At 44.3% G+C, this 12,898-nt stretch carries 13 protein-coding genes; all 13 read right to left on the reverse strand.

Annotated elements, in window-relative coordinates:
• Positions 1–12: 12 nt before the first annotated feature.
• Positions 13–801 carry an FkbM family methyltransferase gene (locus BJL95_RS07275; protein ID WP_254786715.1) on the reverse strand — a complete coding sequence of 263 codons (789 nt, stop codon included), beginning with the start codon at positions 799–801 and terminating at the stop codon, positions 13–15.
• Positions 767–1,954: a glycosyltransferase gene (locus BJL95_RS07280; protein ID WP_071156677.1), complete on the reverse strand. Its 1,188-nt coding sequence runs from the start codon at positions 1,952–1,954 to the stop codon at positions 767–769. The genes BJL95_RS07275 and BJL95_RS07280 overlap by 35 nt, the downstream gene beginning before the upstream one ends.
• Entirely contained in the window at positions 1,951–2,730 is a 780-nt protein-coding gene (locus BJL95_RS07285) for a class I SAM-dependent methyltransferase (protein WP_071156679.1), read from the reverse strand. Before BJL95_RS07285 ends, BJL95_RS07280 begins: the two co-directional genes overlap by 4 nt.
• Positions 2,727–3,836, reverse strand: a complete 1,110-nt coding sequence (locus tag BJL95_RS07290; RefSeq protein WP_071156681.1) for a DegT/DnrJ/EryC1/StrS aminotransferase family protein — start codon at positions 3,834–3,836, stop codon at positions 2,727–2,729. The genes BJL95_RS07285 and BJL95_RS07290 overlap by 4 nt, the downstream gene beginning before the upstream one ends.
• On the reverse strand, positions 3,833–4,270 hold the full coding sequence (locus tag BJL95_RS07295; protein WP_071156683.1) for a hypothetical protein: 438 nt from the start codon (positions 4,268–4,270) through the stop codon (positions 3,833–3,835). The genes BJL95_RS07290 and BJL95_RS07295 overlap by 4 nt, the downstream gene beginning before the upstream one ends.
• Positions 4,271–4,332: 62 nt before the next feature.
• Positions 4,333–5,367: a glycosyltransferase family 2 protein gene (locus BJL95_RS07300; RefSeq protein ID WP_139306162.1), complete on the reverse strand. Its 1,035-nt coding sequence runs from the start codon at positions 5,365–5,367 to the stop codon at positions 4,333–4,335.
• Entirely contained in the window at positions 5,319–5,924 is a 606-nt protein-coding gene (locus BJL95_RS23760) for a class I SAM-dependent methyltransferase (RefSeq protein WP_083385758.1), read from the reverse strand. Before BJL95_RS23760 ends, BJL95_RS07300 begins: the two co-directional genes overlap by 49 nt.
• An 8-nt stretch (positions 5,925–5,932) precedes the next feature.
• On the reverse strand, positions 5,933–7,120 hold the full coding sequence (locus BJL95_RS24520; RefSeq protein ID WP_139306163.1) for a hypothetical protein: 1,188 nt from the start codon (positions 7,118–7,120) through the stop codon (positions 5,933–5,935).
• Positions 7,117–8,700, reverse strand: a complete 1,584-nt coding sequence (locus tag BJL95_RS07315; RefSeq protein WP_083385760.1) for a lipopolysaccharide biosynthesis protein — start codon at positions 8,698–8,700, stop codon at positions 7,117–7,119. Before BJL95_RS07315 ends, BJL95_RS24520 begins: the two co-directional genes overlap by 4 nt.
• A gap of 236 nt (positions 8,701–8,936) precedes the next feature.
• Positions 8,937–9,341 (reverse strand): type II toxin-antitoxin system VapC family toxin, encoded by a 405-nt coding sequence (locus BJL95_RS07320; protein WP_071156693.1) that lies wholly within the window; start codon positions 9,339–9,341, stop codon positions 8,937–8,939.
• Positions 9,328–9,573, reverse strand: a complete 246-nt coding sequence (locus BJL95_RS07325) for a hypothetical protein (RefSeq protein WP_071156695.1) — start codon at positions 9,571–9,573, stop codon at positions 9,328–9,330. The genes BJL95_RS07320 and BJL95_RS07325 overlap by 14 nt, the downstream gene beginning before the upstream one ends.
• Before the next feature lie 181 nt (positions 9,574–9,754).
• Entirely contained in the window at positions 9,755–11,857 is a 2,103-nt protein-coding gene (locus tag BJL95_RS07330) for a YgiQ family radical SAM protein (RefSeq protein WP_071156697.1), read from the reverse strand.
• Complete coding sequence (locus BJL95_RS07335) at positions 11,854–12,657, reverse strand: spermine synthase (protein ID WP_071156699.1); 804 nt, start codon at positions 12,655–12,657, stop codon at positions 11,854–11,856. Before BJL95_RS07335 ends, BJL95_RS07330 begins: the two co-directional genes overlap by 4 nt.
• Positions 12,658–12,898: the final 241 nt, after the last annotated feature.

The raw sequence follows: 12,898 nt of genomic DNA on the forward strand, positions 1-12,898 counted from the left end.
ATGTGTAATTATTTATGGTCGATAGAGGACGACATTGCATTGTAAGGTCTTGCCGGATTTTTGGTCGGTAAATTCTTGATCAATCGACCAAATACTAAACCCCTCAATTTCAAGATGCTCGATCATTTCTTTCCATAATTTTTGGCCTGAATAAAGTTCGACAAAAGACACCTCCAGCATGACGCCTTGAATAAATGGCAATGTGTTAACGGCACCATTCAACACCTCCCATTCCATACCTTGTGTATCAATTTTCAAGAATATATTATTATTGCTGGTTATATATTTAGATGCTATTGAATCCAAAGTCTGTGTCGTACATTTTTCAGTGCCAATATAGCCTGAGTCTTGAGCTGAGTTTAAATGCAACGCAGTCATTTCTAGTAAGCTGGATGATACCGAGTTACCGGCTATGTTGATATTAAATTCGCCATTGTTATCGCCCAAAGCTGCACGAGGATGGATTAACCAGTCGGAATCGTCTTTAGCATATTCGCGAAGTTTTTCATGTGCTTCCGATAATGGTTCAAAACTGATGATTCTTCCTTTATAACCTGCTTGGCGAAGCGATCTTGCAAATTGACCGATGTTAGCACCGACATCAAATACAGTATCAATGTTGAAATGGAATAGACTTTTGGACAATTTATCCGATGAAGAAATATCTGGTCTGATCCTATGTAAGTCTAAGCCAATAGTATTAAAAGCCAAACGTATTGTTCTTTCGATGGCATATTTGATCATTATAGTTTTATTGGTTGTCATTTTAAGACCAGCATTTACGTCTTTGCTTGAATTCAAGCAATAGATTCTTTAGACTGTTTTCAGATTCAATTTGTTCGCACCGCATCTGGTTAAGACGTTCATACCCAGCTTCTACAAGGGTGGCGCATATTTTTGGATCGGTGCAAGCAATCATGGCATCCGCTAAGTGTTTTGGGTCGTCTGGATTAACATAGATGGCGGCATTTTTGGCCTGGCTCTCCAAATGAGAAGAATAGATTAATGGTTTACCGAGTGTCCACGCTTCAAGTGGCGGTAAATTAGTCGGGCCAAAGTAGGTTGGCATTACCACGGCTAAACATCCTTCGTACAATCCTCTCATATTTTCGGGCGGGACAAAGTCTACAAAATGCACTTGTTTGGTGAGTAAATATTTTTCCACCAAGTTGATAATGTGTTGCTTATTACCTTTATCGGTTCCGGAAAATACGATATTGAATTTTACTCCAATACTATTAAGGTGGCTCAAGGCTTCTAAAATGCGAGCGTGATTTTTATGTGGCCAAAATTGAGCTGGGTAAAAGAAATACCCTTCTTCTAAGTTATAGATTTTTAATACCGAAGCCGTATCAATTGACTGTTCTTTTTTTATGAAAGGAGATGGCGAGAAAGGTGACGATAATATTCTTTTTTTATCTATTCCATATCGTATTTCTATGGAGTTGGATAATTGAATTGAGTCGGTTGTAATTAAAAACGCACGGGACAAGTTTCTTTTAAAGTGGTTTTCTCTGCTAAAAAACTCGTTAGAATATCCTACTTCTGGAAATTCCAACATGTCTCTGTGACACAAGTCGAATACTGTTGATATATAGTTTAATTTTTTCAACGCTCCGGGAGTTGAAGATTGGGTTAAAAAATAAACTAAGTCAACATTGTTATTTATCAGTGTTTTCTCAAACGGAGAGCAGAAGTTGGTATGATCGAGTAAGATTTGGCCAAGAAGACTCCGCGTGGCCCGAAAAACAATTCGGTCAATAAATGAAAGCTTCAATAACTTGGCGCTTAGTCCTAGTTTTTCCAAATGCTCGACGTTATCAAGGTGAACGGTATATATTTCAAAATCAAAATTACCTTCGCCGATCTTGTTCATTTGTAGTATGGCATTTAACGACTGGTTAAACCCTCCGCCTATGGTTATTTTGTCCTCAAGAAAGGCTATTAATTTCATTCGTAATGCTTAGCTAGTAAAATCTGGATTCCAGACCAAGTTTGGCTATCGAGTTCTTTATCATCCATCCAAGAACAACTCATCAACTCCTGGAACTTAGAACTATGAAACGTTAGCAGTTCTGGTAAAAACAAATATCGCATTTTATGAGTTTCGTACAATTGCTCTACTGCACCCGATAACTTGTTTTCGATAAAAATAGTATAGTTAACATCAACTATGTTTTTATTGATATGCATTACGGGCTCCGCAATTCTGGTGATTTTGACGGTTTCATCATCAAAACGCTTAACTCGTACCTCGGGTTGTAGAGTTAATACTGCTGGCCCATACCAAAAATCAAATAAAAAAACACCGCCAGGTTTTAAATGAGATGCTGCTGTTGTAAAAGTATTTTCTAAATTGGTATTTGTAGTTTGGTAATTAATAACATGAAACAGTGAAATTACCGCGTCAAAATATTCTTCTAATCGTACAGTACGCACGTCGGCTTGCAGAAAAGTGAGTCTAGATGAAATTTCTTTTGGTAATTCCGCTTTTCGTATCTCCGCGCGCTTCAGCATACTATCACTTATGTCTACGCCGACTACATTAAAACCCTTTCGTGCTAAATGCACGGCATGGGCTCCGGTACCGCACCCAAGTTCCAGAATGGTTTTTGCCTGTGGCTTATAACGGTGAATATGCGAGACGACATATTCCGCCTCTGCTGCATAATCCTTGTCAATGTAGAGTAAATCATAATAGCGGGCATAACTATCAAAAACGAAGCTCATCGCACGATCTCATAAACTGCCTGTACAACTTCCCGCGCTTGGTCGTCGGTTAAGGCTAATCCACTGGGTAGATAAAACCCATACTTACATAATGTTTCCGCGACTGAATAACTTTCATTGTTGAATAAATTCATCTTTCTGAACACGGGTTGCATATGCATGGGATAAAAAAACGGTCGTGTTCCTATCCCTTTGGTAGAAAGCTGTTTCATGGCATGTGCGGCATCAATCGCCAAAGATTTATCTAATACCACTCCAAACACCCAAAAAATATTTTCGGCATAAGCGGTTTGTACTGGCGGCAATTGTAATCCTTTTACGTCGGATAATAAGTTGCTATAGAGCAGCCCTATTTCGCGTTTGCGTTTGATAAATCCGTCAAGTCGTTCCAATTGCGCAATACCCAGTGCGGCTTGCATATTGGTCATGCGATAGTTCCAACCTAAGCGGTCATGTACGAAACGCTTTGCGGGTTGAAAACATAGATTGCGTAAACTGCGTGCTTGTTCGGCGAGATGGTCGTCGTCCGTGACCACCATACCGCCTTCCCCGGTAGTGATATGCTTATTCGGGTAGAAGCTGAATGTACTGATGTCCCCAAAACTGCCACAAGATTTTTTGCAATATGCCTGTCCAAGGGCCTCGGCGGCATCTTCAATAATCTTGAGTCCATGTTCTTGCGCCAGAGTCTGTAACGGCAGCATATCAACCGGTAAGCCATAAATATGGACAGCCATGATCGCCTTCGTACGCGGTGTGATTTTAGCGGCTACTTGTTTGACATCCATGTTCCACGTTAGGGGATCGCTATCGACTAACACCGGTGTCGCGCCAGACCTAATGATTTGATGAAGGCACGAAATGATGGTAAAAGTTGGAACAATGACTTCATCACCTTTACCAATATTCAGCACTTCGACTGCAATATCAAGTGCCGCTGTACCGTTTGTCACTGCAACGGCATGTTTGCGTCCGATTCGTTTGGCAAACTCCTCTTCAAAACGTTTGACAAAAGGTCCTTCGGACGAAATCCAGCCGGTTTCTATGCATTCCAACAGGTAATTTTTTTCGTTGCCGTCCAGCAATGGCTCGTTAACGGGAATCATTTTACATCTCTCAATTTGATTTGATTCTGGGCGATTGCATCGAAACGTGTTTTGTCCTGATCACCAGCATAAGGTCCTTGTTTTACCTCGATAATTTCTGTCGGCTCGAGCATTTCGAATCCGTGGCCACCGATTGACAATAAAATCACATCCCCAGCTTCCAGGACAGTGCTTTCTATATACACTTGTTGTTCGCTATAAAAATCCACTCGCAATTTGCCGCTCTTGATGAACAATACTTCGTTAGTGTAGTGGACTTCCCGTGTTACGGGGTTGTGTACGTGAGGTGGGATGACGTACCCGGACGGTCGATTCATATAACCGATCTGTTGGGAATAGGTGCCAGGCGTAAAAAATTCGATGCCTTCTTTTTTAAAAGAATGGCGAATGATAACCGCGAGTTCTTGTCCGTTGCTTTCAATCCGATCAATCATATAATTACCTCTTGATATTTATTTGGATGAGACCGCGAATTAAAACCATGCTTAAATCAGGTTCAATAATAATTTGTCTTGTGAACCCAGGCGCGAACTTCCGGATCGATTTGATACGCTTTCTGGTGATAAGCAAAACCTTTTTTATATCCTTCTGTTATGGCTTGATTCAATAAATGCAGTTCGTCGTCATGGCATTTAAAGGCTGGAAGTCTGTCGCGGATAGTCTTAATTGATGCTACTATTTTTCTTGTCAACTTTTCAGGCAGAGAAAGTTTCTGATTAGATTGGTGCGTGCTCCTGAGTTGTGTATATGAGTCCGATATTGCTTGGAGAAATGCGCGTTTCCCAAAGTAGTCTATAGTCATGCGTTCAGGAGGCACGGCATGGTGCACACTTGCTCTGGAATCAAACATGCAAATCAGCCCTTGATTTAGAATAAATTGCGATACATGCGTCTCGCCATCTCCTCGAAATCGAATCAGCTCCTGGGGCATGGCATCTGGATGAAAGCCACCAGCTGCTAGTAATATTTGTTTTCGTATCGAAAAGTTGCATCCCCAAACCAGAAAATGACTGAATTCACGTCGGCCCTCCGGAAGAGAAAGTATGCTTAAAGCCGGAATTGACTGCCCACCGAATAGCGGTTGGTGCCAAAGCTTTTCCAGCCATTTTGGAAGCGGGGCCATGAAAATAGGATAATTGTTCCCTCCCACCATAGCCACACTGGGTTCGGCAAAATTTTCAGCAATGGCTTCCAGCCAGAAAGGTGTGGCTTGTATGTCATCGTCCGCATAGACTAGTATATCGCCCCGCGCTTCCAGTAATCCACGATGGCGAGCTACATGTAGTCCGGGAGCAGGATCAAAAACGTACCGACAATTCTTTAATTGCTGCCGAAATGAATTTGAAATCTGCTTCGTGGCGTCAGTCGATCCGTTATCAATTATTAATATCTCAAATTGTTCGGCGGATAACGTTTGAGACACCAATGACTGTAATGCCAGCTGTAATAAATTAGCGCGATTTCGCGTCGGTATAATGACACTTAGCATAAGGCATATTTGATAGTGCCCCACCACATATTTGGTAAACAACCAAAATTGCCGACTACCGGTTTGACATTTTCTTCAATTACTCTTTGTACGCCTTCCGCCCACCCCCAATCATGAAAGATCACGATAGAGCCAGGCATCAAAAAATGTTTATACGCCTCCCAATCCGCTTTGACTCCTTCGTAAGAATGATCCCCATCAATGAATAACACATCAAGGTGGTTTGTCTGAGTCGCCACCTCTTCAACCATTTCTGTGCTGAAACCTCGCATTGGAATAATGAGGTTTGCATAAGGTGCGATGTTTTTAGTAAATTCAGAAAAAGTATCTCTTAGACCTTCCGTCATTGCGTTGTTATTCCATGTGTCAACGCAATAAATCACGCCACAGTTCGATTTTTTTAATGCGTTGCCGAAACAACAAGCGGATGCGCCGAGATATGATCCGATTTCCAATATAATCGATTTATTTTTTGCTAAATTACTTAGGTATATTTTCTCTTGAGTTGTTAGATGAGATTGAATCCTAAATGCCAAGCTTAACTGAAAATTGGTCAATTTGAGAAACAATTCTTTAACTGACGATGTTATTCTTTTCATTGCTATAGTTAAAATTCGTAGCCTGGACAGCGGTTTATTACGAAATTGTGCGGCGTTTCAAAATGCTTGTCTAGGTAAGCAATAGATAGAACTCTAAACCAAGTTGACAGCATCGATCCTTCGTTTGGTTTGCTAGACATTTGTGAATGTCCATAGGTAAATCTTTCGTATAATCGAAAGACAAAACCACCGTCATCCACTTGATTACATAATATCCAGTTTAATGATTTATATAGCCGAATGTCTATTTCTTTCTTGTGATTTTTGGTAAAAGGTGAAAATCGAATTAGTATATCAATTGAATCCATATCTTCACACGCACTTGAATTTATTTGTACACCAAATCCGCCTAGTTTATTTTGAGTCGCCAATACATGTTCGACCACTAAGGCATGGTGTTGAATTTGAATGCCATCATAGAAGAAAAGTGGAAATAAATGGTAAGCAAATTGAACCACTCTTGATAGCTGGTCGGGATTATTGGTATCAAAATGGCCCCACATGCCGGTTTGCTTGTTGATGCGCGATAGCAGATAGCTTTGAAGGTAATTTACGGCTGCTCGTGCTCTATCGTCGTTCCACGCGTCTCGCTGATACTGCAATAAGCAACCAATATTCATGATTTTATTATCTATGTCATCCGCATGAGTACAGGACTTTGACCATTCATGACTGTCGAGCCATTGTTTTATTCTATCTGCGTCGTAGTAATCTTCGAGAAAATAAAATGGATATTTGGGTTTTCCACCCAAGTTTGTGTAAGCGCTAATCATGTGTAACGCGAGATGTCGACTTCCCCACCAATCGGCGGTTCGATATAATTGTGAATCAACAACAGGGTCGTAAAATAAACCATCATTCGCATCTTGGAAACTATCAAAGTATGCTATCCATTGAGCTTTTTGTTGGGTAGACAAGTCATTCAGTTTCCCAAGCAAGGAAAGCGTCATGCAGGCATACGCAGAGGCATATAGTGTAGGTTTATTACAGGAAGTAGAATATTTATATTGGAAGTTGGTGTCATAGCTTAGGCTTGATATAAAGCTTATTACTGATTCACGGAATGTTTGTCGGTTGAAATCGTCGTTATATGCTTTTTTAGCGTGGACTCGGTGGAAAACTTTTAGCGTTATCAGTAAGCGCGTTGCCCTGTAAATAACATAATTAGCCAAGCGCTTAACGGCTTTTTTAATCACTTTAAATGCCTTTTTGCTACCAATGTCAGGGTGGTTTGAATAAGCCCGCGTCTCTCTACAGCCCAGAGGGATATAAATAATAAAATTATATCGATTAAAATATTTTTTGTTTCATAAGAAGCAATATTCGACCATTGGAGGGCGTGAGCAATTGCGACTAAAGGGAGACAAACTAGACTGATTTTAGCCACATAAGTTACAGTGGGTATTATGTTGAGGTTGACGACTCTTTTGGCCACCCAAAGGTGTGCGCCGCAGGCCGCTAGAGCCAGGGCTAGTCTTGTCCAAATAAATGCTTGTAAGCCGTGCTGAATACTCAAGAAATAGCCAACTATATAAAAAACAAGCGTCAAAGACATGGTAATTGTTTCGTTTGCGGGAGCGCCTACCGCACGATAGGCCTCGCCGTTTGCGCCAATTATCCAGGAGTAACCATGCATCAGGGCCATTACTGAAATTACCAATTCTATTCCTTTCCATTTTTCACTGAATAGCGCGTTTGAGATAAAGGAAGCATTCGTAAATAAAAATACCGCCATGGGAATAGATAAGAAGGTTATAATCTGAATGACTTTGAATAACGTAGTTCTTACGCGTTCTCTATCAGTTTGTATTTCGGAGAAATGGCTATAGAGTACAGGCATTAGCGGTCCGAATATGCATCCATATATCATCGTAACAATCGCGTTTCCAGTTCTGTATAACCCTAATTCATGCGAGCCTAAATACAGGCCGATAATTAACGAGTCGGCCCAGATATAAAACCATGACAGAAGGCCGGTTGTGGCAACCCAGCCACCAAAGTTCGAAAGTTGTTTTACGATGTTTATATCTATACCGACGACAGGTTTCCAATAACTGATTTGCCATATTATTAATACCTGCATTAACTGCCCAACCAATGTGCCGGAAATCAACGCCCAATACCCCTTGCCATGCCATGCCAATGGAATGGAAATAATCGCTGGGATAGCTACAGTGACTAGCCGTACCCAAAACAGATGTTTGAATTGCATGTCTTTCTGTAATAAAGCTATGTGGACGGATGTCAGCGCTGAAAGCATGACTTGTAGCGTCAAGACATCAATGACCAATTCGACTCTTGGGTCGTGGAATATGTTCTCTGAAATCAAATTTGAGAGTGCTAGCAAGGCGCTAGAGACAAGGATGCCGAGAGTGATGTTGATCCAAAACGCGGCATTGGCCGCCTCATTTCTATCTCCTTGGTATTGAATGAGAGCTTTGCTCGTACCGGCTTCCCAAAATATTTGGGAGAAACTGATTACCATTGATGCAGCAGCTACTATACCATAGTCCTCAGGAGTAAGTAATCGAGCAAGTATTACAAATACAATTGGCTGGATTGCTTTAGACGCAATTTCCGACAGAAAAGACCACTTGAGTGCGTGTATTAGTTGCATAGAACTATCGATTCGTGATTTGGCTTTGCCATCTGATAGGTAAACTGTTTGTTGGGCGGAGCAAAGATCTAGAGATTTGCGCAAGCGTAGTATCAGTGATGGAGATTGAGTGATTACGTCAAATGCCACCGTGGTTATTGATGGTTTGATGACCGCCATCTCGCCCCGAGTCGCCAAGGGTTTTATTGGGTGTGATGATGGTTTGTTGTCGGGTCGTCATTCGATCTTGATGATTAACTGGTGGCTTGTTGTTGAACGGTTTTGCGACAGTCTGTCTTAGTTAGTGTGTTCTAAGCTTGGGCGTCGGATAAGTGTAGTAGAAAATTATCCGGGGGCAGCTTATTTTTACTGGTAGCCATCGATTCGAATTTGTTCTGCGCTTAATTCATTTGCTTCTAAGCCAGTATTTCTATTTCCAAGCCAGTGTGAGGTATTAATGTCTGGAAGTCGCTGTCGAAAGTAATCAGTTTATTACAGTGTTGTTCAGCAAATTTAAGGTGAATAACGTCGTTGATACTTTTACAGCAATTTATTGATGAGCATAGTTTGTAAGCTGCATAAACCATGTCAGTGTTGATGGAGCCGGTTGATAGACTTTTGAAAAATTCGATGTTCTTTTGTTGCTGTTCAATCTGTTTTAACTTGGACAGGACAAAAATATATTCTGTAAAAACCAAAGGAGATATGGTGATTTTATTATTTTTTAACGCTGATAAAATTCTCTCGTCAGCGATTTGTTGTCTTGCGCTGTCTTGATTGATAGAGGCATATATCAGAATATTAGTGTCAAAAAATATCACTGTCCGCCTCGTTGCACAGTTTTATAATATCTACTTTATTCTCTACAGGGGGTAAGTTTTTTCTGGTGTTAATTAGCGTCTTGAAATATTCAATTTTGTCTGCTTGAGATGTGTCTATAATGGGGTCTTTTACAAGCACAATGACTTTTGCATGCTTGTTGATTAGTTTTTCATAGTCTTGTAATTCAATATATTTGTTTGTTATTTCTGTCTCAAATTCAATGGCATACATTGTTTGGCCTCATTTTTATCTATAAAGGGCTGTATAATTAGCGGAAATTTAAATAGTTTAACTCTAAGAGGGATTAAACTAAATCAATATGCTGGGTTTTTATTTCAGCTTGTCGTGCTCATCTTATTTCAAGTTATGTTTTTTAACATTGTTTGTGTTGCATTGTAAAATTCGTAGTGAATCATGGGCGATATTTGGTCTTAAACGGTGTGGTTTTGCCTCTGGTTTTATTGGCTTGACCATCGCTTTTTGGCTGAAAACTCGGCACCAAATGCTGTTTGCCGTTACCAATTAAATCGGCTCGCCCCATGTCCTTCAACGCGTCGCGCAGCAATGGCCAGTTTTTGGGGTCGTGGTAGCGAAGAAAAGCCTTATGTAAGCGCCGTTGTTTGATGCTTTTGGGGATGGCGATATCCGGGCTGTTGCGGGCAACTTTGTGCAAGGTGTCTTTACCGGAGTGATACATCGCAGTAGCAATCGACATAGGCGAGGGCAAAAAGGCCTGGACTTGGTCGGCGCGGAATCCGTTGCGTTTTAGCCATAGGGCCAGATTGAGCATGTCCTGGTCGGTGGTGCCGGGATGGGCGGCGATGAAGTAGGGGATCAGATATTGTTCCTTGCCAGCTTCCTTGGAGTATTTGTCGAACATCGCCTTGAAGCGGTCGTAAGTACCCATGCCGGGTTTCATCATCTTCGATAACGGGCCTTGTTCGGTGTGCTCGGGCGCGATTTTTAGATAGCCGCCGACGTGGTGAGTCACCAACTCTTTTACATAGGCCGGGGTTTCGACGGCGATGTCGTAACGCAGACCGGAAGCGATGAAGATTTTTTTGATGCCAGGCAGCGCGCGGGCGCGCCGGTACAGCTTAATTAATGGCGTCTGGTCGGTGTTCAAGTTGTGGCAGATGCCGGGATAAACGCAGGATGGCTTGCGGCAGGACTCCTCGATTTTCGGGTCCTTGCAGGCCAGCCGCCACATGTTGGCGGTTGGTCCGCCCAGGTCGGAAATGTGGCCGGTGAAGTTGGGCGAGGTGTCGCGGATGGCTTCGATTTCGCGAATGATCGAATCTTCCGAACGGTTTTGGATGATGCGGCCTTCGTGTTCGGTGATTGAGCAAAAACTACAGCCGCCGAAACAGCCGCGCATGATCAGCACCGAATGCTGGATCATCTCGAAGGCAGGAATGTTGGCCTTGCCATAAGATCGGTGCGGCAACCGTGAATACGGCAAGTCGAACACGCCGTCCATTTCCGGGGTGGTCAGTGGTAGCGGCGGCGGATTGATCCACACTTCCCGATTGCCGTGGCGTTGGATCAGCGCGCGGGCATTGCCGGGATTGGTTTCGCCGTGCATCACCCGCGAAGCGTGGGCGTACAAAATCGGATCGTCCTTGACCGCGTCGTAATCGGGCAGGCGAATCACGGTTTGCGCGCGGTTTTTGTTGGCGATCGGTTTGAATTGGATGACTTGTTCGTTATCGGCCAGGCTGCTTTCAGCCGCTACCGGTGCCGATTCGCAACTTGGCATCTCCTGATACGGATTTTGGTGCACGATGACCGCGCCGGGCTTGTCGAAATGGGTCGAATCCTTTTCCAGCCAACCTTGCGGCACTTGTTTGACGAAGTGCACGGTGCCGCGGATGCCTTTCAAATCGTGAATGCTCTCGCCTTTAGCCAAGCGATGGGCAATTTCGACGACCTGCCGTTCGGCGTTGCCGTACACCAGCAAATCGGCCTTGGAATCCAGCAAGATCGACTTGCGCACCTTGTCGGACCAATAGTCGTAATGGGCGATGCGGCGCAAACTGGCTTCGATGCCGCCGATGATGATCGGCACGTTTTTATACGCTTCGCGGCAGCGGTGCGCATACACATTGACCGCGCGGTCCGGGCGTTTGCCGGCGGCGCCGTCGGCGGTGTAGGCGTCGTTGGAACGGATTTTCTTGTCCGAGGTATAGCGGTTGACCATCGAGTCCATGTTGCCGCCGGTGACACCGAAAAACAACTTGGGGGGGCCGAGCCTCCGAAAATCGTCGGCACTCTGCCAGTCCGGCTGAGAAATGATGCCGACCCGGAAACCTTGCGCCTCCAGCACCCGGCCGATCACCGCCATGCCGAAGCTGGGATGATCGACATAGGCGTCGCCGGTCACCAATATCACGTCACAGGCATCCCAGCCCAAGGCGTCCATTTCGGCGCGGCTCATCGGCAATTCCGGCGCCGGGCCGAAGCGGTGAGCCCAGTATTTTTTGTAGCCGAACAGGTTGGGGGCGTTGTGTATCACGGTTTGATGATCCGGTTGAAAACGTTGGGATTGTGGCGTTTTAAGTCCAACAGATACGTCGGAAATTCGATTTGATAGCGTTGCTCCAGGTGCTTGGCTCGGTCTATCAAATTTTTTAGAGTGGGTTTCGCGGTTTGATCAGCGAAAGCAAAGCCGATCACGTTGCCGCGGCCGCGCACCGGCAAAAACAGCATCCGCCAGTTGAACACCCGGCCCAGATTCCAACTGACTTGTTGAAACATCGGCTTGTCGGTACCCCAAAGGTTGATGACCAACAGACCGTCGCGGGTCAGCAAGGTTCGGCAGGCGTCGAAAAAGGCTTCGCTACTGACCTCGGGGGCCATGCCGTCGTGGTCATAGGCGTCGATCATGATCAGATCGTGGCATTCGCCATGTTCGCGGGAATATTGTCTGACGTGTTGGGCGCCGCAACCGATTTTAATTTTCAAGCGGGCATCGAAGGGCAGGCTGAAATGGCTGCGCGCCACTTTTAAAACGCTGCCGCGAAACTCGACCACCCGCACCCGGCAGTCGGCAAATTGATGGAGCAGAAACTTGGCGATCGTGCCCCCGCCCAAGCCGATTAGCAGGGTATCCCTGGGCGGCGGCTGAAACAGCAGGCCGGCCATCATCGCGCGAGCGTATAAGGAATGCAGGCGGTCGGGTTCGGCGATCAACATCGAGCTTTGCCGGGCGTGCGAACCGAAATGCAGAGCTCGAACCCCATCGTTATCGACGACTTCGATGATGCCCTCTTCGTCGTGGCTTTGGTGGATAACCAGGCCGTCGTATTTGTACATGTAACGCGGAAACGTTGAAAATCCCCGGTATTTTCCTTGAAAAACCGATAATTGTCTTGCGAATTGTTGCGGGTGACGGAAAGGGCCGGGTGTGCCGACTGATCGCGACCCGAGTCTGGAACCGGACTTTGCGGTAAAAAAAAGTAGCTGAAGTCAGTAGAAAGTCATCGTGGGAGTGCGACAACTTCGTCGCGCCGACGGCGTTACTCATATCGAGGGCGTTTCATGCGAAGAAGAAATA

The organism is Methylomonas sp. LWB, from assembly GCF_001856095.1.
GTDB classification, from domain to species: Bacteria; Pseudomonadota; Gammaproteobacteria; order Methylococcales; family Methylomonadaceae; genus Methylomonas; species Methylomonas koyamae_A.